This window comes from Microbacterium sp. (assembly GCF_043427715.1).
GTDB lineage: Bacteria > Actinomycetota > Actinomycetes > Actinomycetales > Microbacteriaceae > Microbacterium.
In genome coordinates, this window is the sequence record NZ_JBHWTD010000063.1 from 1 (window position 1) to 23,299 (window position 23,299).

The window sequence follows — 23,299 nt, forward strand, 5'->3', positions numbered from 1 at the left end:
CGGGGCCGTGGCGGCGGGCCAGCAGGATGCCGCGGGGCGGCGGGTCAGCGGCCCTTCGACGCGGCGGCGATGACGATGCGGTCGGGAAGGATCCGCGACAGCGCCACGAGCGCCCGGTAGCGGATCGAGGGGACGGAGACGGACCAGCCGCGGGCGGCCGCGCGGAGGCCTGCGCGCACCACGAAGGTCTTGTCGAGCCACATCCAGCGGGAGATGCCCTCCTCCCCCGGGGGCAGGCCGAGCCGCTCGTGGAAGTTGGTGTGCGTGAAGCCGGGGCAGACCGCCGTGATGGTGACGCCCTGCTCGCCGTAGCGGACGTTCGCCCACCGGCTGAATGAGATCACCCACGACTTCACGGCGCCGTACGTCCCGCGGGGCATGAGACCGGCGACCGAGGCGACGTTGATGACCTTGCCGCTGCCGCGCTCGAGCATCCCCGGGAGCGCGGCGCGCATCAGCCGCATCGGCACCTCGACGTGCAGTGCCAGGTGGCGTGCTTCGTCCTCGATGTCGTTGGTCTCGAACGCGAGCGGAAGTCCGTAGCCCGCGTTGTTGACGAGGACGTCGACAGGCCGGTCGGCGTCGGCCAGCCGCGCTTCCACGCGCTCCCGCTGCGCCTCCTCGACGAGGTCGGCGACGAGGACCTCCGCCGCGACGCCGTGCGTGCGACGGATGTCGGCCGCGAGCGCGTCCAGGGCCGCCTGGTCGCGGGCGACCAGCACGACGTCGGCGCCGCGTGCGGCGAGCTGCCGGGCGAACTCGGCTCCGAGGCCCGAACTCGCTCCTGTGATCAACGCCGTCGCCGTCATGGCCGACAGCCTAGGCCCGAGCGGGTGAGCCCGGGGTCAGGGCGCGACGCGTCCGTTCGCGTTGAAGGCGGCATAGGTGAGGGGCATCAGCTCCTTGAACTGCGCCTCCATCTTCTCCGCGCACATCTCGATCTCGCGCTGCGGGAACGAGGGGAAGTGCGTCCCCTCCCGCTTGGTGCGCAGCGACAGGAAGTTCATCAGCGACCGCGCGTTCACCGTCACGTACATCGACGAGAAGATGTTCAGCGGCAGCACGATGCGCGCCACCTCGCGGGCCACACCCGCTTCGAGCATCCGCTGGTACGCCTCGAAGGCGGCGATCGACGCCTCGCGCGTCGTGCGGTCGACGAGCTCGACCTGCTCGGGCGAGCCGGGAAGGAATTCGTACGCGCCGGGCTTGCCCACCTGGAGCAGGTTCCGCTCGGATGCCGGGACGTAGAAGACCGGACGGAGCTCCCGGTAGCGGCCCGATTCCTCGTTGTACGAGGCGATGCGGTGCCGCATGAACTCACGGAACACGAAGATCGGCGCCTGCACGTAGAAGGTCATCGAGTTGTGCTCGAACGGCGAGCCGTGACGGTCGCGCATGAGGTAGTTGATGAGACCCCGGTCGCGGGCGGTCGCCTCGGTGCCGGCGGCCGCGGCATCCAGCGTCTGCTCGCCCTGCGTCGACACGCGGGCGGCGAAGAGCACGTCACTGTCGGATGCGCTGGAACGCACCAGCTCGACGGTGACGTCGCTGCGGAACTCGATCTCGGGGGTCACTGCGCCATCGCTCACGGCTCACACACTACCCCGCGCGGTGTGACGCCCCGTGACGCGCAGACGGTGCCGGCGGCCCGGAACGGCGCGGCGGCGCACTACCGTTGAGAGGTCATGGATCTCCTCTCCGCCGTCATCATCCTGGGCGCGCTGCTCGCGGTCACCGTCGGCGTCGGCGTCTTCCTCCGCTGGCGTCAGAACCGGCCGGCCCGGTTCAACCCGAGCGAGGTCGTGGACCCCTCCCGCTTCGGCGCGGAGCGACTGGGCGATTCGGCGACGCTGCTGCAGTTCAGCACCGAGATGTGCAGCCGCTGCCCCGGCGTGCACCGCACCCTGCGGCAGATCGCGGACGAGTCCGAGGGAGTCCTCCACCTCGACGTCGATCTCACCCACCGTCCCGACATCGCGAAGCACTTCCACGTGCTGCAGACCCCCACCACCCTCGTCCTCGACCGGCACGGTGTCGTGAAGAGCCGCTTCGGCGGCACCCCGAGCCGTCACGTCGTGCAGATGGAACTCGACCGCGTCACGACAGGAGCCCGTCATGGCTGAGCTTCGCCCGATCGACCCGCGGGGGCCGCGCTTCGCGGCATCCGTCACGTCTGTGCTGCTTCTCGTCGCGACACTGCTCGCGCTCCTGGGAACCTCGACGGCTCACACCGACGCCGGATTCGGCGGGCTCGGCCCGCTGGGGGGTGGCATGTTCATCGTTCCGGGCTCGGGGTGGGTCCTGCCCTACGCATCCATCGAGATGCGCATCCTCGACCCTGGGTTCCTCGCCGTCCTCGTCGTGGCACTCCTGTTCGTGTGGGGCGTCCTCTCGCCGCGCACCGCCCCGTGGGGGGTGCTGTACCGGAAGGCCATCCAGCCGCGCCTGGGGCCGCCGACAGAGCTCGAAGACCCCCGCCCGCCGCGCTTCGCACAGGGTGTCGGCCTGCTCGTCACGGGCGTCGGGCTCGTCCTCCACGTGGCCGGCGTCCCGCTCGCGCTGCCTATCGCTGCGGGCCTCGCCTTCGCCGCCGCCTTCCTGAACGCGGTGTTCGCGTTCTGCCTCGGATGCCAGATCTGGCTGCTGCTGCAGCGGGTCGGTCTCACGGGGCGCACCGCCTGACGCCCGCGGCATCCGCCGTCAAGGCGTACCGCCGACGATCTCTCCGGTCTAGGCTCGGCAGCGACCGACCCACCTGCGAAGGAGATCATCATGAGCGTCACGAGCGAAGCCACCACCAGCTGGAAGGGCGCCCTGACCGACGGGTCGGGCGAGATCGCCCTGGAGAGCTCGAATCAGGGACCGCTGCCGGTGAACTGGCAGGCGCGCAGCGAGGGGTCGACCTCCGTCACGACCCCCGAGGAGCTCCTCGCCGCCGCACACTCGTCGTGCTTCAGCATGGCGCTCTCGCACGCGCTCGCGCAGAACGGGACGCCGCCGACGAGCGTGGAGACGACGGCATCCGTCACCTTCATCCCCGGTACGGGCATCACGGGGTCGCACCTCAACGTGAACGCGTCGGTGCCGGGCCTGTCGGCCGAGGACTTCGACCGCATCGCGCAGGAGGCGAAGACCGGATGCCCCGTGTCCGCCGCCCTCACCGGGATCGAGATCACCCTCGAGGCCACGCTTGCCTGACAAACGCGTCGTCCTCTCCGGCGCGTCGGGGCTGATAGGCCGCGCCCTCGCCGAGTCCCTCACCGCCGACGGCGTTGAGGTCATCCGCCTCGTCCGCCACGCACCCGCGGGCCCGGGTGAGGTGGAGTGGGATCCGGGACGGACGCGGCTCGATCCGGCCGTCCTCGCGGGCGCCGCGGCCGTCGTGAACCTCAACGGGGCGAGCATCGGCCGCTTCCCGTGGACGTCCCGCTACCGGCACGAGCTGGTGTGGTCCCGCATCCACCCGACGCAGACCCTCGCGCGGGCCCTGCGCGTACTCGGCGATGATGCTCCCCACTTCGTGAGCTCCTCTGCCGTCGGTTATTACCCCCCGGATGCCGCCGGGCAGCGCTTCGACGAGCAGGGCGACCGGGGCGACGCGTTCCTCTCCGACCTCTGCGGGGAGTGGGAGTCGGCCGCCCAGACCGCCGGCGACCGCGTCGCCCTGCTGCGCACGGCACCGGTCGTGCACCGCGACGGCGTGCTGAAGCCGCTCATGCTGCTCACCAAGCTGGGACTGTCGGGGCCGATCGGGCGCGGCACGCAGGTGTGGCCGTATATCTCCCTGGACGATGAGGTCGCGGCGATCCGCCACATCATCGACCGCGGGATCACCGGCCCCGTAAACCTCTCCGGGCCCACCCGCGCGACCGCGAACGACCTCGGGTTCGCGCTGGCCGTGGCGATGAACCGGCCCTATGTGCTCCGCGCACCGGTGTTCGCGCTGAAGGCCGTACTGGGCGCGGACGCCGTCCAGGCGCTGCTCACCGTCGACACCCACGTCGTCCCGGCCGTGCTCGAGGAGACCGGCTTCACGTTCCGGCATCCGACCGTCGAAGCGGCCGTCACAGCGGCGCTCTGAACGGCCTGAGCGCGTACGACCGCGGCGCCCGCCACAGCGCCGATGACCGCGGGCGCCTACCCGGGTCAGCGCTTGCGCTCGGCGCGTTCCAGACGGATCGCGGAGCGGATCGCACCGCGCGCGCGGCGCCGGTCGCCCGCGCCGTCGTAGAGAAGGCCGATGCGGTACCAGCCGCGCCAGTCCTCCGGGTCGGCCTCGACCGCCGCACGGTAGGACGGGAACAGGGCGTCCGCCTCCGCGGCGACGGGGCGTCCGCTGGGACGGAGGGTGAGCTCCTCCTCCGGCAGACCGCCTTCTTCTGCCAGGCGCGTGCCGAGGCGCTGCGCGCCGATACCGAAACTCACCTCGCGCCACAGCGCCCACGCCGCGATCACGGGCAGGATCAGCAGCGCCACCCCCATGACGGTGCCGACGGTGTCGCCGCTGGTCAGCAACAGCCACGCGCGCTGCCCGACGAGCGCGATGTAGAGCGCGAGGGTGGCCGCGACGATCGCGACACCGATGCGGGTGCTCATGCGCTGGTGACGCGCGCGACCTGCCCGGAGGCCTCGTCGCCCACCGGAGCCGCCTGACGGCCCGCGGCGGGGCGGCGAATGCCGATGTCGATCATGCTGTCGAGCCCGACCACGATGCCGGACGCGTCCCGCGCGGCATCGAGGGCGACGCGGATGCCGGGCGCGTAGGCCGCGGCCGGGTCGATCGTGTCGTGGACGATCGAGAGCGACTCCCCCGGCCCCGACAGGATCGTCTCCTGCTTCGCGATGACGCCGGGTCTGCGCAGCGAGTGCACCGGGACGCTCGCGATCTGCTGCCCGCGGGCGCGCTGATCGACGTGCGGGGCCTCGACGGGACCGGCATCCGCTCGCGCCGCGGCGATCAGCTCGGCGGTGCGGACCGCCGTACCGCTGGGTGAGTCGACCTTCGTCTCGCGGTGCGTCTCGACGATCTCGATCGAGGGGAAGAACCGAGCGGATGCCGCGGCGAGCGCCGACCCGATGACCGAACCGAGCGAGAAGTTGGGGATGAAGACGGCGCCGGTGCCGGCTGCCTCGACGAGGGGACGCACCAGGGCGATTCGGTCGGCCGACCAGCCGGAGGTGCCCACGAGCACGTTGATCCCGCGCTCCGTGGCGGCGCGGACGACGTCGATGGAGACGGCGGGAACCGACGCGTCGACGACGAGGTCGGCGCCGTCGATCTCGCCGAGGTCGCTCGCGGAGCCGAGGACGGCGACGGTCTCGAACCCCTCGGTGGCCTCGATCACCTCGGCGATGATGGTGCCGAGCTTGCCGGTGCCGCCCACGAGGGCCACGCGCGTCGTCATGCCTCCAGCCTACGCGGCGAGGATCTGCGCGACGGTGTCCCACGCGAGCTTGACGATGAGCAACCCCAGCACGACGAGGAAGACGATGCGGACAAATCCGCTGCCGTTGCGGGTGGCCATCCGGGCGCCGATGAACCCGCCGACCATGTTGAGGCAGGCCATCGCGATGCCGAGGGCGAGGAGGATCTCCCCGTGGACGCCGTAGACGGCGAGCGCGGCGAGGTTCGTCGTGAGATTGGCGATCTTCGCGTTGACGCTCGCCTGCAGGAATCCGTACCCGAGCACGCCGACGAGGAGGATCACGAAGAACGACCCGGTGCCGGGTCCGAGGATCCCGTCGTAGAAGCCGACGAGGACGCCGATCAGGCCCGAGCGCCACGCGACGGCGGTGTTCGAGGTGTGGCGCGGGCTGTGGTGGAGGCCCATCTTGGGCTTGGCGACGGTGTAGATCCCGACCGCGACGACCGCGACCAGCACGACGGGCGTGAGCACATCACGGGGCACGTACCGTGAGAGGGCCGCCCCGATCGCCGACCCGCCGAACGCTCCGGCCACGAGCGGGACCAGCAGCCACAGGTGCACGCGAAGGCGGCGGAGGTAGACAATGCTCGCCGACAGCGTGCCGAAGAAGGACGAGAGCTTGTTCGTCCCGAGGATGTACGGAGTCGGCACGTCCGCGGGCACGGCGATGACGAGGGCGGGCAGCTGGATCAGTCCGCCACCGCCGACCACCGCGTCGACCCACCCGGCGACGCCGGCGGCGACGAGGAGGAACACGAGGGCCGCTGCGGAGATGGGGAGCCATTCGGCGAGCAGCGGTCCATCGAGCACCGGTTGATTCTTGTCGTCACGGTCCCCCGGAGCAAACCGGCCGCACGGGGCAGGACGGGGTCACTCCCTGGCGAGCTGTGCGATCGTGTGCGCCGAGATGTCCCGCAGCCACGCGTCGTCGGCGTCGGCGACGAGAGCGGCGATGGCCGCGGCCCACGCCCGGGCGCGGGTCCACACGTGCGGGTCGTACCGGCCCTCGAGCGCCGCCCGGAAGACGGCGCGACCCGTCGGCGTGAACCCGGTCCACGCGATCGAGAGGTCGCTCGCCGGGTCGCCGGCGCAGAGGTCACCGAAGTCGACCACTGCACGCAGCGCCCCGTCGGACACGATCATGTTGCCGGGATGCAGGTCGCCGTGCAGCCATACCGGCGGCTCCGGCCACACCGGGGCGGCGCATCCCTCGAGCCAGAGGGCGGTCAGGTCCGGGAACGGCGCGAGCCGCGGCGGCATCGTCTCCGCACGGGCGCTCAGCGGGGCGCCGCGGAAGGGATTGTGCGGCGCATCAGCGGGCGCGGGCTGGTGCATCGCGCGCACGAACGCCGCCACCTCTCCGGCGACCGCGTCACGCACCTCAGGGTGCAGGTGCGCCGCGGGCGTCCCCTCGAACCACGGCACGATGCTCCACGGCCAGGGATACGTCGCGTCCGGCAGACCGACCGCGACGGGCGCGGGCACCGGAACGAGAAGGCGCGGCGCGATCACGGGCAGCCACCGCTGCTCGTTCTCGAGGAGCGGCACCGCGACCGACCGCCGCGGCAGACGCACGGCGAGCCGCTCCCCCAGCCGGAAGACCACGTTGTCCCAGCCCGCTCCGGCGGGCAGCACGGTCGACGTCAGACCGGGGTGCTGCGCCGCGACGAGGCGTTCCACGTCAGCGACGGTGAGGTGCACCTCGGCGGAGGGCTGCGGCATCCGTTCAGCTTACGGATGACACCTCGGGTGCGGGACGCCGGGGGCGTCAGACCAGCGGCGTGTCCGGCAGTCCGGTGCGCAGCTCCATCGGCAGGTGGGCGAGATCGTTGTGCGCGTAGACGGTCCACGGGCGTCCGGGACGCTGCGCCAGCACGGTCAGGCCGCAGTTGGCCTGCGTCAGGGTGAGCCATCGCCAGGTCGGCGCGTCGAGCACGTGACGGACGAACCACGCGATGACGAAGTTGTGCGTGATGAGGAGCTCGTGCGCGTTCGGGCGGTGCGCGAGGAACTCGGCGACAGCATCGGACATCTGCGCAGCGCCGGCGTCGATCTCGGCCTCGGTCACGCCGCCGAAGAAGGGCTCGTACACGTTCGGGGTGTCGGGGGTCATCCCGCTCGGCACGCAGTCGAACAGCAGCGCGGTCGGCTCGGGGTCGACGGCGGGCAGGCGGCCGGCGACGGCCCGCGCAGTCTCCGCGGCTCGTTCGAGCGGCGAGTGCCAGACCTGGGTGAGCGGCACACCGGAGAGGCGATCGGCCAGCAGTTCGGCCTGGCGTCGACCTCGGGGCGAGAGAGGGCCGTCGACCATCCCGTGCTCGGCATCGAGGTGCTCGCCATGGCGCACGAGGTAGAGATAGTGCGTCACGTCATTGCTCGCTTCGTTGAACCCCCACCGCGGGTGACCGCGGCTCCTTCCACCCTACGTCAGCCCGGCGACGTCGGGTCGACGCGCTCAGTCGACGGCGCGGGCGATCTCGGCGAGGTGCGCGCGACTGAGGTGGATGCCGACGCCCTGGACGAGCTCGTCGACGTGCGTCACCGCGTAGGCGCTGACGATCGGTGCGGCGACGACGCGCTGCGCGAGCAGCCATGCGATCGCGACGGCGGCGGGCGGCACGGCGAGCTCTGCCGCGATCCGGTCGAGGGCGCGCAGCGTCCGCGCTCCGCGACGGTTCATGTTGGCCGCCAGCTGGCGGCCGCGCACCGACGCTCCCACCCGGTCGCGATCGCGGTGCGCGCCGGAGAGGTATCCGTGCTCGAGAGCCTGGGAGGGGGTCACCGCGATGCCCTGCGCCCCGGCGACCAGTCGCAGATCCCCGTCGAACTCCTCGCGCCGCAGCACGTTGTACGGCACATCGAGCGCCGTGATCCGCGGATAGCCCGCCGACGAGAGGATGCGCGCCTCGACGAGCTGTGCGGCGGTGTATCCCGCCGCCCCGAGGGTGCGGATCTTGCCGGTCTCCACGAGCCATTCCGCCGTGGCGAGGGTGTCTTCGAGCACAGTCGAGCGCTGCGCGCTGCCGTCGAGGTACAGCACGTCGATGCGGTCGGTGGCCAGGCGGGTGAGCGACGCCTCCACGCTGCGGACGAGGTTCGTCGAGCCGAGACCGGGGTGATCGGGATTCCGGCCCACCTTCACGGCGAGCACCGTCTCGTCACGGTTGCCGCGCGAGCGGAACCACTGCCCGATCACGTGCTCACTGCGCCCGGCGGCGTAGCTATCGGAGGTGTGCACAGCGTTGCCGCCGCGGGCGCGATAGGTGTCGAGGATGGCGTGGGATGCCGCGAGGCCGACGTGCCAGCCGAACTCGGCGCCCCCGAGCAGCAGCGGGAAGATCTCGAAGCCGGTTTCTCCGAGCGGGACGCGGACGGCCTGCCCGAGCGGGGCGCCCTGCACCGGCAGCGGCCCGGACGGGTGCTCGGCGGGCATCACGGGGGTCGGCGTGTGTGCCGATGCTCCGAACAGTCCCATGACGTCTCCTCGCGGAGAGCGGGAGGTGCGTGGACGACGCATCCCCCGATGCGTACTACCGAGCGTAGGGGCAGTCCACCCGGGTTCCGTCTCCGACGGCCCGTCGAGACCGACAATTGCGTAACGGTTGCATCACGACGGAACGCCCGCCCCTCCACACGGGAGGGACGGGCGTCGCGTTCGCGGAGATCAGGCCTCGGCGGGAGCCTCTTCGGCGGCAGCCTCAGCGGTCTCTTCGAGAACCGGCTCCAGCGACAGCTTGCCGCGGTCGTCGATCTTCGTGATGCGCACGAGGAGCTTCTGGCCGACACCGAGCACGTCCTCGACGTTCTCGACGCGCTTGCCGCCGGCGAGCTTGCGGACCTCACTGACGTGCAGCAGGCCGTCCTTGCCGGGAAGCAGCGAGACGAACGCACCGAAGGTCGCGATCTTGACGACCGTGCCCAGGAACTGCTCGCCCACCTCGGGGTTGGTCGGGTTCGCGATCGCGTTGACCTGCGCACGCGCGGCCTCGGCGGACGGACCGTCGACGGCCCCGATGTAGACGGTGCCGTCGTCCTCGATCGAGATCTGCGCGCCGGTCTCGTCCTGGATCGCGTTGATCGTCTTGCCCTTGGGGCCGATCAGCTCGCCGATCTTGTCGACCGGGATCTGCACGCTGATGACGCGCGGCGCGGTGGGCGCCATCTCGTCGGGAGCGTCGATCGCCGAGCTCAGGACATTGAGGATCGTGAGACGGGCTTCCTTCGCCTGCGTCAGCGCGGCCGAGAGCACCGACGACGGGATGCCGTCGAGCTTCGTGTCGAGCTGGATCGCGGTGATGAACTCGCTCGTACCGGCGACCTTGAAGTCCATGTCGCCGAGCGCGTCCTCGGCGCCGAGGATGTCGGTCAGCGCGGCGTAGCGCGTCTGACCGTCGACCTCGTCGGTCACGAGGCCCATGGCGATACCGGCGACCGGCGCGCGCAGCGGCACACCGGCGTTCAGCAGCGACAGGGTGGAGGCGCAGACCGAACCCATCGACGTCGAACCGTTGGAGCCGAGAGCCTCGGACACCTGACGGATCGCGTACGGGAACTCCTCGCGGCTGGGCAGCACCGGCACGAGGGCGCGCTCGGCGAGGAAGCCGTGCCCGATCTCACGACGCTTGGGGCTGCCGACACGGCCGGTCTCACCGGTCGAGTAGGGCGGGAAGTTGTAGTGGTGCATGTAGCGCTTGCTCGTCGTGGGCGAGAGCGAGTCGATCTGCTGCTCCATCTTGAGCATGTTCAGCGTGGTGACACCCATGATCTGGGTCTCGCCGCGCTGGAAGATCGCCGAGCCGTGCACGCGCGGGATGACCTGCACCTCTGCGTCGAGCGGACGGATGTCCGCCAGGCCACGGCCGTCCATGCGGACGCCCTCGGCGAGGATGCGGCCGCGGACGACCTTCTTGGTGACCGACTTGTAGGCCGCGGAGAACTCCAGCGGCGCACCGGCGGGAAGCTCGTCGGCCTCGACGGCGGCGATGAGCTCAGCCCGGACGCGGTCCTTGACGGCGTCGTCGGCGGCCTGACGCTCCTGCTTCTCGGCGATCTGGTAGACGTTCACCAGGTCGTCGTACGCACGGCCGGCGACGAAGTCGTAGACCTCGGAGCTGTACGGGGCGAAGACGGGGTAGACGCCGGGCTCGCGGGACGAGCTCGCGGCCATCTGCTGCTGCGCCTCGACGAGCTGCTTGAGGAACGGCTTGGCGGCCTCGAGGCCTCCGGCGACGATCTCTTCGCTCGGCTTGACGGCGCCGCCCTTGATGAGGTTCCAGGAGCCTTCGGTGGCTTCGGCCTCGACCATCATGATCGCGACGTCGCCGTCCTCGAGGACGCGACCGGCGACCATGAGGTCGAAGACGGCCTCCTCGACCTGAGCCTGGTTCGGGAACGCGACCCACTGGTCGGCGTGCTCGCCGTGGCCGGGGATGAGCGCGAGGCGCACACCGGCGATGGGGCCCGAGAACGGCAGGCCGGAGATCTGCGTCGACGCCGAGGCCGCGTTGATCGCGAGGGCGTCGTAGTACTCGCCCGGTGCGATCGACAGGACAGTGACGACGATCTGGACCTCGTTGCGCAGGCCGTCGACGAACGACGGGCGCAGCGGCCGGTCGATCAGGCGGCAGACGAGGATCGCCTCGGTGGAGGGGCGGCCCTCACGACGGAAGAACGAGCCGGGGATCTTGCCTGCTGCGTACGAACGCTCTTCGACGTCGACGGTCAGCGGGAAGAAGTCGAAGCCCTCGCGGGGGTGCTTGCCGGCGCTGGTGGCCGACAGGAGCATGGTTTCCTCGTCGAGGTAGGCGGCGACGGCGCCCTGCGCCTGCTGAGCGAGGCGTCCGGTCTCGAATCGGACGGTGCGGGTGCCGAATCGGCCGTTGTCGAGAACGGCTTCGGCGGCGGTGATTTCAGGACCTTCCAAGAGGTCTCTCCTTCTTTGTTTAGACTCGCACGCGCGTTTCGCGCACGAGATCGTGCGAAGGAGCAGGAACAGGCAGATATGGGCGCGCGGAAAATTCCGCGAGAACCGCCTGCGCTGGCCACCAGTAGAAGACCACCATCCGGCTCGGATGGGAACCCACCACAGGGGACCAGCTTCCTGCCGGCCTGCTCCATGGACCCATCGTGAGATGGGAACTCGATGTTGAATTCGAGCGGATGCCACGGGGTGAACCCCACGACAACCCGATCCAGCCTATCAGCGCACCCCCATCGTGCGTATCGTGGCGGTATGAGTGACGAGCAGAATCCCGCGGGCGCGGCATCCGATGACATGAAGCGGAAGTTCCGTGAGGCGCTCGAGAAGAAGAATGCGCACCACCGCAAGGGCGAGGCGCACCTCGACGGCGACTCCGCCGTCCACGGCACCCACGCCGCGGTGACCAAGCGCGAGTTCCGACGCAAGAGCGGCTGAGCCCGTCCCACCGCGGTCGGCCCGGTCAGCGCGGCAGCGACGTCTGCGCGCCCGGCCGGCCGATCGTGATGTAGTCGGGAAGCTTCGCGCTGAGCCCGTCTCCGGCCGTGCGCCCCCGAACGCGGCGCCACACCCACGGGACCACGTCGCGCGCCAGCCACGTGCCGGGAGCGTCCGCCGCATCGTCGAGGTGGAACGCGTCGTCGAGCGCGGCGAGCGCTTCGGCGTCGGGCACACCCAGCAGCTCCGCCGCCCGGTAGGCGACGAGCCGGTGTCCGCGCGACCGCAGGTGGACGCGGTCGACAGCCCACAGCTCGGGTGAGGCGAGGTCGCGCTCTGCCTCGAGATCGAGCAGGTGCGCCCCCGTGGCTCTCGCGATGAGCCGCAGCCGAGCGTTGTAGGCGCAGAAGCGGCGGCGGAGGACGCCGGCACCCCTGCGGTCGGGCAGGAACACGGTCGCGAGCACGACATCGCACCCCGCCTCGCGGAGGGCGCGGACCGCCGCTTCCACGCGCGCGGCCACGCCGGCGATGTCCACGCGAGGCGCGACGAGGTCATTGGCGCCGATGAGCACCGACACGAGGTCGGGACGGAGCGCGAGGCACGCGGGCAGCTGGGTCTCGACGAGGTCGTCGACGCGGCGGCTCCGGACGGCGAGGTTCGCGTACCGGAACGGAGCGGCATCCTCCCCCGCCAGCGCGAGCAGCTGCGCGAGCCGATCGGCCCAGCCGCGGAAACGGCCGTCGGGCACCCGCGACGAATCGCAGAGCCCCTCCGTGATCGAATCCCCCAGGGCGACGTAGCGTGTCCACCCGCCCGACCTCCGCGGGGTCTCGGCCGGCAGATCGGCGCGCGGCCACGCCCGTGCACGCACGGTGCCATCCGTTCGGGCCAGGCGCTGCGCGCGCGCGTAGTGCTCGACGAGCTGGTCTCCGAGCGCCGCCCAGGTCCTGCCCGACACGGCTTCGCGTGCGGCTTCCGCGAACGCGCGGCGCTTGGCCTGGTCACCGACGAGGTCGAGCACCCGCGCGCGCAGGTCGGCGGTGTCACCCGGGCGGTAGAGCCAGCCGTCGACGCTGCTGCGGACGAGGTCGACGGGGCCGCCCCGACCCGTCGCCACCACCGGCACGCCGCTCGCCTGCGCCTCTTGGATCGTCTGCCCGAACGTCTCGCTCTCCCCCGGGTGCACGAAGACGTCGAACGACGCCATCGCCGTCGCGAGCTCGTCGCCCGTGAGATGCCCGAGGAACGCGGCATCCGGCAGCAGCGCCTCGAGGTCGTGCCGCGAGGGCCCGTCCCCGACGATCACGAGCCCGATGCCGGGGATCCCGTGCAGTGCCGCGAGGTCCTCCACCTGCTTCTCGGGGGCGAGCCTGCCGACGTAGCCGACGATGGTTTCCCCCCGGACGAAACGATCACGGAACGCCTCGCTGCGTCGATGCGGGGCGAAGCGCATGCCGTCGACTCCCCGACCCCACAGCGCCACCCGGTCGACCCCCAGCGCCTCCAGCTGCGCCCGCGCCGCGGCCGACGGCGCGAGTGTCAGCGTCGCCCGTCGGTGGAGACGCCGGACGTGCGATTCGGCGAGCGCGGTCGCCTGCGGGACCCCGTACCGCTGCGTGTACGCGATCACGTCGGTCTGATACACGGCGACGGCGGCCACGCGGGCGGCCTCGGCCGCCAGCAGTCCCTGCCAGCCGAGGAGGAACGGCGACGCCAGGTGCACGACGTCGGCGCCGAAGCTGCGCAGATCGCGCGCGATGGCGCCGACCGGCGGAATCGCGACCCGTACCGCGGGGTACGACGGCATCGGGAGGGACGAGACCGCACGGCCCGGGACATCCAGCGGGTGGTTCCGCACCGACGGGGCGATCACGAAGACATCGTGCCCGGATCGCTCGAGATGGTCCCGAACCTGGAGGACGGAACCGGTGACCCCGTTCATGTGCGGGAGGAAGGACTCGGTGACGACCGCGACTCTCACCCGACCAGGGTGCCCGGCGATCCGGCATCCGGATGCCGCGGCGGCGCCGGAATCGCGGAGAGTTCACGCACTCTCCGCGAACCGGTCACCTGCGCGTCGCCAGACGGACGCCGGTCACCTCATTCGCCGGTGAGACCGCCGAGGAGGTGGCCGAACGATCCACCCTTGCCGAGGTAGGACTCGGGGTCGAACGGGTCGAGACCCTTCGCCACCGGACGGCGCTCGATCGCGTCCGCGAGCTCGCGCGCGCCGCGCTCGATGCGCGCCGAGAGCGGCTTGACCTCGTCAGCCTGCGCACCCCAGTCCGCCGATGCGGCGAACACGCCGGTCGGGACGGCCTCCGACCGGAGATAGGTGAACAGCGGCCGGATGGCGTAGTCGATAGCCAGCGAGTGACGCGCGGTGCCGGCATTCGCTCCGATGAGCACCGGCATCCCGGTCAGCGAATCGGGATCGAGCACGTCGATGAACGACTTGAACAGGCCCGAGTAGCTCGTCGAGAAGATCGGCGTCACCACGATGAGTGCGTCGGCCGACACCACGGTGTTGATCATCGACTCCAGCGCGGGCGGGGCGAACCCCGCCAGCAGGTTGTTGGTGATGTCGTGTGCGTACTCGCGCAGCTCGAAGGTGTCGACGGAGGCGGTGATCTCGCGCGAGGCGAGTTCGCTGAGCGTCGCGGTGGCGAGCTTGTCGGCGAGCATCCGCGTCGAGGACGGGTTGGAGAGCCCCGCCGACACGACAGCGATGCGACGGGCGGTCACCGGGCACCGCCGAGACCGAAGGCCGCACCCACGGGGGCGGCGCTGTCCTGGTAGGGGCTGGGGCCCGAGAGGTTGTCGCCCCGGTTGGCGCGGGGACGCGCCTCGCGGGTGGGACGGTCACCGTAGACCGCGGCGACGCGCGCTGCGTGTGTGGGGGCGTCAGGCACGTTCGCGGGGCGATCCTTGGCGAGCTCCTTTCGGAGCACCGGCACGACCTCACCGCCGAGGAAGTCGAGCTGCTCCAGGACGGTCTTGAGCGGGAGGCCGGCGTGGTCCATGAGGAACAGCTGACGCTGGAAGTCGCCGAACAGATCGCGCATGCCGGCGTAGCGGTCGATGACCTGCTGCGGCGAGCCGACGGTCAGGGGCGTCATCTGCGAGAAGTCCTCCATCGACGGACCGTGGCCGTAGACGGGTGCGTTGTCGAAGTACGGGCGGAACTGGCGGACCGCGTCCTGCGAGTTCTTGGCCATGAAGGCCTGGCCTCCGATGCCGACGATCGCCGTTTCAGGGGCACCGTGACCGTAGTGCTCCCAGCGCTGACGGTAGAGACCGATCAGACGCTGGTAGTGCTCGGCAGGCCAGAAGATGTTGTTCGCGAAGAAGCCGTCGCCATAATACGCGGCCTGCTCGGCGATCTCGGGGGTCCGGATGGAGCCGTGCCACACGAACGGCGCGACACCGTCGAGCGGACGCGGGGTCGAGGTGAACCCGTGCAGCGACGTGCGGAACTTCCCCTCCCAGTCCACGACGTCCTCACGCCACAGCTTGTGGAGGAGCGCGTAGTTCTCGATCGCGAGGGGCACGCCCTGGCGGATGTCCTGCCCGAACCACGGGTAGACCGGACCGGTGTTACCGCGCCCCATCATGAGGTCCATGCGGCCGCCCGAGAGGTGCTGGAGCATCGCGTAGTCTTCGGCGATCTTCACCGGGTCATTGGTGGTGATGAGGGTCGTCGACGTCGACAGGATGAGTCGCTCGGTCTGCGCGGCGATGTAGGCGAGGGTCGTGGTGGGAGAAGACGACCAGAACGGCGGGTTGTGGTGCTCACCGATGGCGAAGACGTCCAGCCCCACCTCTTCGGCGTGCTTTGCGATCTCGACGGTCGCGGCGATGCGCTCGCGCTCGCTCGGGGTGTACCCCGTGGTGGGGTCCTGCGTGATGTCGGTGACGGTGAAGATGCCGAACTGCACACCGGGCCAGGTGGGGGTCGTTTCGCTCACAGTCTCTCTCTCGCTTCCCGGGCGTCTCGCCCGATTCATGCAACTGAATATACTCGATGCAACGCGACACCGTCCACAGTATTCCCGCGCGGTACGCTGGCCCCGATGAGCACCGCCGCCCCCGCTCCCGCGAAAACGCGGCGCGTCCCGATCTGGGACAACGCCCGCGCGGCCTGCATCCTGCTGGTGGTCCTCGGCCACGCGGTGCAGCGCCTCACGTACGACTCCGACATCGCACTCGGCCTGTACTTCCTGATCTACGCGTTCCACATGCCCGCGTTCGCACTGATCTCCGGCTACTTCTCGAAGTCCGACCCGCCGGGTCGCCGTCAGATGACACGGGTGCTCACCGACATCGTGCTCCCCTACGTCATCTTCGAAGGTCTGTGGACCATCACGAAGTTCCTCGTCGAAGGCGAGGCTGATCCGAACCTGACCCAGCCGTCTTGGACGCTCTGGTTCCTGCTCGCACTGGCGATCTTCCGACTCGTCCTCCCCTACCTCGCGCTGCTACGGTGGCCGCTCCTGTGGACGGTCATCATCTCCCTCTCGGTGGGATACCTCCCGAACGTCGACTCGACGCTGTCCCTGTCCCGGACGCTCGGGCTGCTCCCCTTCTTCACGCTCGGCTGGTGGCTCGGCCACCACAAGGTCCTCGAGAGGCACGGCCTCCTGAAGCGACGGCGACTCTCGGTGCGGCTCGGTGCGGCGGCGGTGTTCGGGGCTGCGGCCTTCGCGTGCTGGTTCTTCGTCGAGGAGCTCGACGCGATGAACCTCCGCCAGTGGCTGTTCTACGACGACAGCTACGCCGCCATCGGCGCAACGGATTGGTGGGCGGGCGGCGTGCGACTGCTGCTGATGCTGGTCGCCCTGATCCTGAGCGTCTGCTTCCTCGCTCTCATCCCCCGAGGGCAGTACCGGTGGACGGCGATCGGCCGCTACACGATGTACGTGTACCTGCTCCACTCCTTCGTGCTGTACCCGTTCCGTGAGTCCGGCATCCTCCGCGACCTCGAGCCCACGTGGCTGTTCCTGCCCATCGTGGTCGTCCTCTCGGTCGCCGTGACGGTGCTCCTCGCCTCGCGACCGGTACGGACACTGTTCCGCCCGATCGTCGAGCCGCGGCCGGGATGGCTCTTCGTGGATTCGAGCGTGACGAGTCACGACACGCGCCGGAACGATCCGACGGGATCACGCCGTCCGGGCGCCCCCCGGGCGCACCCCGGGCAGGGGCCGGTGACGCCGCCCGGTGGCGATCAGGGCCGGTAGGGCAGGCCGAAGGCCGCAGCGACGCCCTCGTTCGCGACGCGACCGCCGGCCGTGTTGAGCCCCCTGGCGAGCGCCGGGTCGGCGGCGGCCGCGGCATCCCAGCCCGCGTCGGCGAGCGCCACGATGTACGGCAGCGTCGCGTTCGTCAGCGCGCGGGTGGAGGTCTCCGGGACAGCCCCGGGCATATTCGCGACGCAGTAGTAGACCGCGTCGTGGACGGCGAAGGTGGGGTCGTCGTGCGTCGTCGGACGTGACCCCTCGAAGCACCCGCCCTGATCGATGGCGATGTCGACGAGGACCGCCCCCTGCTTCATCCCGGCGACCATGTCGAGGGTGACGAGTTTCGGTGCGGAGGTGCACGGATGAGCACGGAGCCGATGACGAGGTCGGCAGCGGCCACCTCCTCCGCGATCGCGTACCGGCTGGAGACGCGGGTGTGCATGCCCGGGTAGCGCATCTCGAGTTCTCGCAGGCGGGGCAGCGAGATGTCGATCACGGTGACCGAGGCGCCCATGCCGAGCGCGTTGGCCGCGGCGTGCTCGCCGGCGACCCCGCCGCCGATGACGACGACCTTCGCCTTGGGGGTGCCCGGTACGCCGCCCAGCAGCGTGCCGCGACCGCCGGCGGCGCGCATCAGGGTGTGCGCACCCACCGCGATCGAGATGCGGCCGGCGACCTCGCTCATCGGCGAGAGCAGCGGCAGCGAGCGGTCGGCGAGCTGCACCGTCTCGTAGGCGACCGCGGTCGTCCCCGCGGCGATGAGGGCGTCGGTGAGCGGGCGGTCGGCGGCGAGGTGCAGGTAGGCGAACAGAGTCAGGTCCTCGCGCAGGTAGCCGTACTCCGCGGCGACGGGCTCCTTCACCTTGACGAGGAGGTCGGCCTCCCCCCACACCGCCGCGGCGTCCGGGACGATGCGCGCGCCGGCGGCGGCGTAGTCCTCGTCCGCGATGCGCGACCCCGCGCCCGCCCCGCTCTGCACATCCACCGCATGCCCCCTCGCGATGAGGGTGTCGACCCCCGCGGGGGTGATGGCGACGCGGTACTCGTTGTTCTTGATCTCCGTGGGGATGCCGATACGCATGGTCCGCTTCTTTCCTCGTCCGCGAGTGGGTGCGGAGTCATTGTGGCGATCGTTCGTGTCGGATTCATGACAACGGGAGGATCTTCGGCTACCGTCACCAGAAGCCGCGAAACAGGGGAATCACCACGATGCCAGCTGCATCCCAGCCGAAGGATCTTCGCCCAGCGGAGGGCCTCGACGATCTCGATCGGGAGATCGTGGCGGCGCTGGCCGCTGACGGTCGGATGACCAACGCCGAGCTGGCTGCCCGGCTGGGGGTCGCCCCGTCCACCGCACACGCGCGCACGCGTGCCCTCATCGACCGGGGCGTCATCACGGGATTCCACGCGAGCGTCGACCAGCGGGTGATCGGCGCGGGGCTGCAGGCGATGGTGCACGTCACCCTGCGACCGGGGTCGCGTCACGAGAGCATCGTCGCCTTCGCCTCCGAGGTGCGGCGACTCCCCCAGGTGATCCAGGTCTTCTTCCTCGGCGGGTCGGAGGACTTCCTCATCCACATCGCGGTGGCCGATTCCAGCGAGGTGCGGTCGTTCGTCGTCGAGCACCTGTCCGCACAGCGGAGCGTCGCCAACACCCGCACGAGCATCATCTTCGACTATCACCGCAATCGCGTGGCGGCCCCGTTCCACTGAGGGATCCGCCTCGCCGGTAACGCGGTGCAACATTGCGGATGCCGTTCGCCGGCGTGCCTATCCTCGGACCATGTCCGAGAACACCCTTCCCGTCCTCGACCTCTCGCTCCTCGACCAGGGGCCCGAAGAGGCCGAGCGCTTCCGCTCCGACCTGCGCCGCGCGACCCACGAGGTCGGCTTCTTCTACCTCACCGGAACCGGCGTCTCCCCCGAGCTCGAAACGCGTCTGCACCGTGCGGCGCGCGAGTTCTTCGACCTCCCTGAGGAGGCGAAGCTCGAGATCGAGAACGTGAAGAGCCCGCACTTCCGCGGTTACACCCGGGTCGGCGGCGAGCGCACGCAGGGAAAGGTCGACTGGCGGGAGCAGATCGACGTCGGGCCCGAACGTCCGCCGATCACCGACCCCGATGCCCCCGCCTACGCCGCACTCGTCGGGCCGAACCTCTGGCCGTCCGCGCAGCCATCCCTGCGCCCGCTCCTCGAGGAATGGACCGAGATCCTGTCGGGCGTCGCCCGGAAGCTCCTGCGCGCCTGGGCCGAGTCGCTCGGCGCTGAATCGACGTACTTCGACGACCACTTCGGCGAGGCCCAGACCCTCTTGAAGATCGTCCGATACCCGGGCTCGCACGAGCCGGAGCCCCAGCAGGGCGTGGGAGCGCACAAGGATGCCGGTGTGGTCACGCTGCTCTGGGTGGAGCCCGGCAAGGGCGGGCTGCAGGTCGAGCGTGACGGCGAATGGATCGATGCTCCGGCCGTGCCCGGGGCCTTCGTCGTGAACATCGGCGAGCTCCTCGAACACGCCACCGACGGATTCCTCACGGCCACCAACCACCGCGTGGTCTCCCCGCGCGCGCCGGAGGACCGCATCTCGGTGCCGTTCTTCTTCAATCCCTCCCTCGATGCAGAGCTCCCCCGCCTCCAGCTCCCGCCGGAACTGGCCGCACTCTCGCGCGGCGTCGCGAAGGACCCCCGCAATCCGATCCACGGTCTGCACGGCGAGAACGCCCTCAAGTCACGGCTGCGTGCGCATCCCGACGTCGCGGAGATCTGGCATTCCGATCTTCTCCTCGCGCGAGCCTGAGAAGGTTTCTCGCCGATCGCGCCGACGAGCTTCGCGCCACCTCGGAAACCACGAAGGCCGCCCCACACCGTGGGGCGGCCTTCTCAAGAATGTTTCGCGCGATTGAACGCTGGTGCGCGATGCCTTATCGACGGAGGCCGAGGCGCTCGATGAGCGAGCGGTAACGGTTGATGTCGACGTCCTGGAGGTAGCCCAGGAGACGGCGGCGCTGGCCGACGAGCAGGAACAGACCACGACGCGAGTGGTGGTCGTGCTTGTGCTCCTTGAGGTGCTCGGTGAGGTCCTTGATGCGCTGCGTCAGCATCGCGACCTGCACCTCGGGGGATCCGGTGTCACCGGGGTGCGTCGCGTACTCTTCGATGATCGCCTTCTTGACGTCTGCTTCCAGTGCCATAGGTGATCCCCTTCCTCTTCGTTGCGCGGCGCCCGACGCCTGATACGTGGGCTCTCTTTATCCGCGGCCGATCGAACGGCAACCACAAGAGTCTACCAGTCCTGGAACGCCGCGACGACCCGGGGCCCGCCCCCGCTGCCGGTAGCCTCGAACGGTGCCCCGCCCGCGTCTGCCCCGTCTGCGTCGGGAGCACCTCCTCGATGTCCGCCCCCTGCGGGAGAGCCCCGCCTACGCCCGCATGTGGATCGGCTCGACCCTCGGCGGTCTCGGCGGCCAGCTGACCGTCGTCGCCGTCATGCTGCACATGTACGAGCTGACCACATCCACGTTCGCGGTGTCGATGATCGCGGTGGCGGGTCTCGTGCCGATGATCGTCGCCGGGCTTTACGGTGGCATGCTCGCGGACGCGTTCGACCGACGTCGGGTGGCCCTGCTGGCGGCGAGCGTCAACTTCGGCTCCACCGTGGCCTTGATGCTGCTGACGTGGAACGGTGCCGAGACGGTGGCGTGGCTCTACGTCCTGTCGATCCTCAACTCCGCCGCGAACTCGGTGGTCATGGCGGCCCGGCAGTCGATCGTCCCCCGGCTCATCCGGAACGACCTCCTCCCCGCCGCCGCCGCCCTCACCGGGATCTCCATGGGGATCATGGTCGCCGCCGGTCCCGCCCTCGCCGGTGTGCTCGTCGCAAGCGTCGGCTACGGCTGGACGTACACCGTCGACGTCGCCCTGATGTCGGCGATGTTCCTCGGGCTGTGGACTCTGCCCGCTGTCCTGCCCGAGGGTGACGCGGTACGCCCGGGGCTCCGGTCGCTGGTGGACGGCTGGCGGTTCCTGCGGCGAGCGGGCAACATCCGGATGCAGTTCCTCCTCGACATCATCGCGATGACCTTCGGTCACCCGACCGCCCTCTTCCCCGCGATCGGCGCCGTCCTGCTCGGCGGCGGCGCCGTCACCACGGGGCTGCTCACGGCCTCGGTCGCTGTCGGCGCGCTGCTGTCGAGCGTGTTCAGCGGCAACGTCGGCCGGTATCCCTTCCACGGGCTCGGCATCGCCCGCTCCGTCATGGTCTACGGCGCGGCGATAGCCGCGTTCGGCGTCGTGCTGTTGATCGCCCTCCCCGGGGTCGGCCCGTCCGCCGCACCGCAGGTGATGCTGATCGTCTTCGCCAGCGCCGCGCTGTGCGTGGCGGGCGCCGCCGACAACGTGAGCGCGATCTACCGCGGCACGATGATGCAGGCCGCCGTGCCGGACGGCATGCGAGGACGGCTGCAGGGGCTCTACATCGTCGTCGTCGCCGGCGGCCCGCGCATCGGCGCCCTCTACGTGGGGACGTTCTCCACGGTCGCGGCGCTGTGGGTGCCAGAGGTCCTCGGCGGCATCGTCATCGTCGGGCTCGTCGCGATGCTGCTGCGCCTGAACCCGCGCTTCCGGGCGTACGACGCGCGGCATCCCGAGCCGTGAGCGGCGACGGTCAGTAAGCGTATGAAGAGGTCACACCCAGATATTCGTCGAGGGTGAGACCCGTCTTCTTCAAATGAGTCGCGACGCCGACCCCGACGTGCCGGAGGTGCCACGGCTCGTAGGCGTAGCCGGTGACGCGGGTCTTCCCCGCCGGGTAGCGCACGATGAAGCCGTACTTGTGGGCATTCTTGGCGACCCAGCGACCTTCGCGTGTCTTCCCCCATGCCTGCGACACCGAGTTCACGTCGATCGTCAGACCGGTCTGATGCTCGCTGTGGCCGGGCCGGGCGGAGCGCAGTTCCGCGGTCTCGAAGCCGTACTGGCGGATCTTCCGCGCGTAGACGCCCTTCTGAGTGGCGTAGGAGCGGTACCCCGAGATGATGCGGAGCGAGACGCCGTCTTTCTTCGCCGCTGCCTTCATCTTGGTGAAGGATCGGGTGAGCTCCGGGCGAAGGCCGTTGCCGTACGACGCGGGCAACGGCAGAGACTTGTTCACGACGAGGATGCCGCGGATGTAGGTGGGCTTGCCGGGTCGGGCGGACACGACGCGGGGTTGCCCCGCGTCCTTCCACTGCGCGGTCGTGACGGGAGTGAGGATGCCCCCGACGCGGTGGTAGATCGTCGGGCCGATCGTCAGCCGGATGAAGGAGTCGCCGGGGATGCGGTGCCGCAGGGTGCGTGCGGGTCGACCGGCTTCGGCGTACTCCGCGGCAGTGAGGTGGACGACTTGGTCGACGGCCGTGTCGGCCGCGCTGTGCGGCCACGTGATGAGGGCGTGCACGCGGGTCGCCCACGGCGTGCGGGCGTAGATCGTCGGTGCAAGCGCGACCTGTGGCTTGCCGCGCGCCGCGTAGGCCTTCGCGGTCATCCGCTGCTTGTTGCCGGCGCCGCTCAGGTAGTAGACGTTGCTCGACCACGCCGCTCGGTAGTACCCGCCGGCGACGACACGCGTCGCGGACGGGGAGCCGGCGGCACGACGCTCGGCGCGGGTGAGCAGCTTGCCGACGCCGTCGGGGGTCTTCGCATAGAGGTCCCGCGGCCCCGAGGCGTAACGGAAGTAGGAGGTGCCCCAGACTTCGCCGACCACGCGTGCGGTCGGTGTGCCCGCGGCACGCAGCTGCGCGGCGGTGAGGGTCACGACCTCGTCCACCGCCGCATCTCCCGCGTGATGCGGCCAGACGATCTCGGCGAAGACCGTCTTCGCCCAGGAGGTGCGAACGTAGGACACCGGAGCGAGCCGCGGGGCCGGGGATCCGGCTCGGACCCACTCCGCCCGGGTGAGGCGGACGATCGAGCCGTCGGTGCGCGACTCGACGACCGAGCCGTCCGTGGCCCAGGGGGTGCGGTAGTAACCGAACACCTGGGGTGTCGGTGCCGGCTCGGTGGCGACGGGGCCCGGGGTGGGTGCCGGCTCGACGGCCGCGCTGACCGCGGCCCGTGGGGATGCGGCATCCGCTGCGGCCGGCGTGGCGACCAGCAGCGGCGCGCCGATGACGAGCGCCGACAGCAGCGCGATGGACGCGCGACGGTTCCGCTGTGCGGTCATGATCCCCCTTCAGTGGAAGCGG

General features: G+C 70.4%; 23 protein-coding genes and 1 pseudogene. 9 read left to right on the plus strand and 15 right to left on the minus strand.

Annotation, left to right across the window (positions count from 1 at the left end):
• Positions 1-44 precede the first annotated feature (44 nt).
• Both ACHFGS_RS06320 and thyX read right to left on the minus strand, forming a co-directional pair.
• Entirely contained in the window at positions 45-809 is a 765-nt protein-coding gene (locus tag ACHFGS_RS06320) for an SDR family NAD(P)-dependent oxidoreductase (RefSeq protein ID WP_394278625.1), read from the minus strand.
• 36 nt (positions 810-845) lie between these two features.
• The gene (gene thyX / locus ACHFGS_RS06325; RefSeq protein WP_394278624.1) at positions 846-1,589 is read right to left on the minus strand and encodes an FAD-dependent thymidylate synthase; all 744 of its coding nucleotides are present in this window, start codon (positions 1,587-1,589) and stop codon (positions 846-848) included.
• 96 nt (positions 1,590-1,685) lie between these two features.
• Between thyX and ACHFGS_RS06330 the strand changes: the two genes are divergently transcribed.
• The 4 genes from ACHFGS_RS06330 (at position 1,686) to ACHFGS_RS06345 (ending at position 4,081) form a co-directional block, all read left to right on the plus strand.
• Complete coding sequence (locus tag ACHFGS_RS06330; protein WP_394278623.1) at positions 1,686-2,123, plus strand: thioredoxin family protein; 438 nt, start codon at positions 1,686-1,688, stop codon at positions 2,121-2,123.
• Positions 2,116-2,682: a DUF4395 domain-containing protein gene (locus ACHFGS_RS06335; protein WP_394278622.1), complete on the plus strand. Its 567-nt coding sequence runs from the start codon at positions 2,116-2,118 to the stop codon at positions 2,680-2,682. The genes ACHFGS_RS06330 and ACHFGS_RS06335 overlap by 8 nt, the downstream gene beginning before the upstream one ends.
• A gap of 90 nt (positions 2,683-2,772) precedes the next feature.
• Complete coding sequence (locus ACHFGS_RS06340) at positions 2,773-3,198, plus strand: OsmC family peroxiredoxin (protein WP_394278621.1); 426 nt, start codon at positions 2,773-2,775, stop codon at positions 3,196-3,198.
• Positions 3,191-4,081, plus strand: coding sequence for a TIGR01777 family oxidoreductase (locus tag ACHFGS_RS06345; RefSeq protein WP_394278620.1), 891 nt, complete (start codon positions 3,191-3,193; stop codon positions 4,079-4,081). The genes ACHFGS_RS06340 and ACHFGS_RS06345 overlap by 8 nt, the downstream gene beginning before the upstream one ends.
• 65 nt (positions 4,082-4,146) lie before the next feature.
• On the opposite strand, the gene ACHFGS_RS06350 is transcribed toward ACHFGS_RS06345, so the two are convergent.
• The 7 genes from ACHFGS_RS06350 to ACHFGS_RS06380 all read right to left on the minus strand — a co-directional run bounded on the left by ACHFGS_RS06350 (position 4,147) and on the right by ACHFGS_RS06380 (position 11,349).
• Positions 4,147-4,596, minus strand: a complete 450-nt coding sequence (locus ACHFGS_RS06350; protein WP_394278619.1) for a hypothetical protein — start codon at positions 4,594-4,596, stop codon at positions 4,147-4,149.
• A complete protein-coding gene (locus ACHFGS_RS06355) occupies positions 4,593-5,405 on the minus strand; it encodes a 4-hydroxy-tetrahydrodipicolinate reductase (RefSeq protein WP_394278618.1) in 813 nt (270 codons plus the stop codon). The genes ACHFGS_RS06350 and ACHFGS_RS06355 overlap by 4 nt, the downstream gene beginning before the upstream one ends.
• 9 nt (positions 5,406-5,414) lie before the next feature.
• A complete protein-coding gene (locus ACHFGS_RS06360) occupies positions 5,415-6,236 on the minus strand; it encodes a sulfite exporter TauE/SafE family protein (RefSeq protein WP_394278617.1) in 822 nt (273 codons plus the stop codon).
• 60 nt (positions 6,237-6,296) lie between these two features.
• The gene (locus ACHFGS_RS06365; RefSeq protein ID WP_394278616.1) at positions 6,297-7,148 is read right to left on the minus strand and encodes an aminoglycoside phosphotransferase family protein; all 852 of its coding nucleotides are present in this window, start codon (positions 7,146-7,148) and stop codon (positions 6,297-6,299) included.
• 46 nt (positions 7,149-7,194) lie between these two features.
• Positions 7,195-7,794, minus strand: a complete 600-nt coding sequence (locus tag ACHFGS_RS06370) for a histidine phosphatase family protein (RefSeq protein ID WP_394278615.1) — start codon at positions 7,792-7,794, stop codon at positions 7,195-7,197.
• Positions 7,795-7,881: 87 nt separating this feature from the next.
• The gene (locus ACHFGS_RS06375; RefSeq protein ID WP_394278614.1) at positions 7,882-8,901 is read right to left on the minus strand and encodes an aldo/keto reductase; all 1,020 of its coding nucleotides are present in this window, start codon (positions 8,899-8,901) and stop codon (positions 7,882-7,884) included.
• Between the two features lie 189 nt (positions 8,902-9,090).
• Positions 9,091-11,349 (minus strand): polyribonucleotide nucleotidyltransferase, encoded by a 2,259-nt coding sequence (locus tag ACHFGS_RS06380; RefSeq protein WP_394278613.1) that lies wholly within the window; start codon positions 11,347-11,349, stop codon positions 9,091-9,093.
• A gap of 309 nt (positions 11,350-11,658) precedes the next feature.
• Here ACHFGS_RS06380 and ACHFGS_RS06385 point away from each other — a divergent pair, with 309 nt between their 5' ends.
• Positions 11,659-11,841, plus strand: coding sequence for a DUF5302 domain-containing protein (locus ACHFGS_RS06385; protein ID WP_394278612.1), 183 nt, complete (start codon positions 11,659-11,661; stop codon positions 11,839-11,841).
• Between the two features lie 25 nt (positions 11,842-11,866).
• On the opposite strand, the gene ACHFGS_RS06390 is transcribed toward ACHFGS_RS06385, so the two are convergent.
• The 3 genes from ACHFGS_RS06390 to ACHFGS_RS06400 form a co-directional block, all read right to left on the minus strand.
• Complete coding sequence (locus ACHFGS_RS06390) at positions 11,867-13,825, minus strand: GDSL-type esterase/lipase family protein (RefSeq protein ID WP_394278611.1); 1,959 nt, start codon at positions 13,823-13,825, stop codon at positions 11,867-11,869.
• Between the two features lie 119 nt (positions 13,826-13,944).
• The gene (locus tag ACHFGS_RS06395) at positions 13,945-14,589 is read right to left on the minus strand and encodes an FMN reductase (protein ID WP_394278610.1); all 645 of its coding nucleotides are present in this window, start codon (positions 14,587-14,589) and stop codon (positions 13,945-13,947) included.
• The gene (locus tag ACHFGS_RS06400; protein WP_394278626.1) at positions 14,586-15,782 is read right to left on the minus strand and encodes an LLM class flavin-dependent oxidoreductase; all 1,197 of its coding nucleotides are present in this window, start codon (positions 15,780-15,782) and stop codon (positions 14,586-14,588) included. Before ACHFGS_RS06400 ends, ACHFGS_RS06395 begins: the two co-directional genes overlap by 4 nt.
• A 135-nt stretch (positions 15,783-15,917) precedes the next feature.
• Between ACHFGS_RS06400 and ACHFGS_RS06405 the strand changes: the two genes are divergently transcribed.
• The gene (locus ACHFGS_RS06405; protein WP_394278609.1) at positions 15,918-17,081 is read left to right on the plus strand and encodes an acyltransferase family protein; all 1,164 of its coding nucleotides are present in this window, start codon (positions 15,918-15,920) and stop codon (positions 17,079-17,081) included.
• Here ACHFGS_RS06405 and ald read toward each other — a convergent pair.
• Positions 17,069-18,162, minus strand: a pseudogene (gene ald, locus ACHFGS_RS06410) (alanine dehydrogenase). The gene ACHFGS_RS06405 and the pseudogene ald overlap by 13 nt on opposite strands.
• Before the next feature lie 128 nt (positions 18,163-18,290).
• On the opposite strand from ald, the gene ACHFGS_RS06415 reads away from it, so the two are divergent.
• The gene (locus ACHFGS_RS06415) at positions 18,291-18,794 is read left to right on the plus strand and encodes an Lrp/AsnC family transcriptional regulator (RefSeq protein WP_394280374.1); all 504 of its coding nucleotides are present in this window, start codon (positions 18,291-18,293) and stop codon (positions 18,792-18,794) included.
• Positions 18,795-18,864: 70 nt separating this feature from the next.
• Positions 18,865-19,875: an isopenicillin N synthase family dioxygenase gene (locus ACHFGS_RS06420; RefSeq protein WP_394280373.1), complete on the plus strand. Its 1,011-nt coding sequence runs from the start codon at positions 18,865-18,867 to the stop codon at positions 19,873-19,875.
• 124 nt (positions 19,876-19,999) lie between these two features.
• Here the strand turns inward: ACHFGS_RS06420 and rpsO are convergent, their stop codons facing one another.
• On the minus strand, positions 20,000-20,269 hold the full coding sequence (gene rpsO / locus ACHFGS_RS06425; RefSeq protein ID WP_018187174.1) for a 30S ribosomal protein S15: 270 nt from the start codon (positions 20,267-20,269) through the stop codon (positions 20,000-20,002).
• A gap of 154 nt (positions 20,270-20,423) precedes the next feature.
• On the opposite strand from rpsO, the gene ACHFGS_RS06430 reads away from it, so the two are divergent.
• On the plus strand, positions 20,424-21,731 hold the full coding sequence (locus ACHFGS_RS06430) for an MFS transporter (protein WP_394280262.1): 1,308 nt from the start codon (positions 20,424-20,426) through the stop codon (positions 21,729-21,731).
• 10 nt (positions 21,732-21,741) lie between these two features.
• Here ACHFGS_RS06430 and ACHFGS_RS06435 read toward each other — a convergent pair whose 3' ends face one another.
• Positions 21,742-23,277, minus strand: coding sequence for a D-alanyl-D-alanine carboxypeptidase family protein (locus ACHFGS_RS06435; RefSeq protein WP_394289288.1), 1,536 nt, complete (start codon positions 23,275-23,277; stop codon positions 21,742-21,744).
• Between the last annotated feature and the right edge of the window lie 22 nt (positions 23,278-23,299).

Excerpts from the sequence above, each read along its gene's own strand:
- ACHFGS_RS06320 (WP_394278625.1), bottom strand. The coding sequence starts at position 809 with ATGACGGCGACGGCGTTGATCACAGGAGCGAGTTCGGGCCTCGGAGCC.
- ACHFGS_RS06330 (WP_394278623.1), top strand. The coding sequence starts at position 1,686 with ATGGATCTCCTCTCCGCCGTCATCATCCTGGGCGCGCTGCTCGCGGTC.
- ACHFGS_RS06335 (WP_394278622.1), top strand. The coding sequence starts at position 2,116 with ATGGCTGAGCTTCGCCCGATCGACCCGCGGGGGCCGCGCTTCGCGGCA.
- ACHFGS_RS06340 (WP_394278621.1), top strand. The coding sequence starts at position 2,773 with ATGAGCGTCACGAGCGAAGCCACCACCAGCTGGAAGGGCGCCCTGACC.
- ACHFGS_RS06350 (WP_394278619.1), bottom strand. The coding sequence starts at position 4,596 with ATGAGCACCCGCATCGGTGTCGCGATCGTCGCGGCCACCCTCGCGCTC.
- ACHFGS_RS06355 (WP_394278618.1), bottom strand. The coding sequence starts at position 5,405 with ATGACGACGCGCGTGGCCCTCGTGGGCGGCACCGGCAAGCTCGGCACC.
- ACHFGS_RS06365 (WP_394278616.1), bottom strand. The coding sequence starts at position 7,148 with ATGCCGCAGCCCTCCGCCGAGGTGCACCTCACCGTCGCTGACGTGGAA.
- ACHFGS_RS06375 (WP_394278614.1), bottom strand. The coding sequence starts at position 8,901 with ATGGGACTGTTCGGAGCATCGGCACACACGCCGACCCCCGTGATGCCC.
- ACHFGS_RS06385 (WP_394278612.1), top strand. The coding sequence starts at position 11,659 with ATGAGTGACGAGCAGAATCCCGCGGGCGCGGCATCCGATGACATGAAG.
- ACHFGS_RS06405 (WP_394278609.1), top strand. The coding sequence starts at position 15,918 with ATGAGCACCGCCGCCCCCGCTCCCGCGAAAACGCGGCGCGTCCCGATC.
- ACHFGS_RS06415 (WP_394280374.1), top strand. The coding sequence starts at position 18,291 with ATGCCAGCTGCATCCCAGCCGAAGGATCTTCGCCCAGCGGAGGGCCTC.
- ACHFGS_RS06420 (WP_394280373.1), top strand. The coding sequence starts at position 18,865 with ATGTCCGAGAACACCCTTCCCGTCCTCGACCTCTCGCTCCTCGACCAG.
- rpsO (WP_018187174.1), bottom strand. The coding sequence starts at position 20,269 with ATGGCACTGGAAGCAGACGTCAAGAAGGCGATCATCGAAGAGTACGCG.
- ACHFGS_RS06435 (WP_394289288.1), bottom strand. The coding sequence starts at position 23,277 with ATGACCGCACAGCGGAACCGTCGCGCGTCCATCGCGCTGCTGTCGGCG.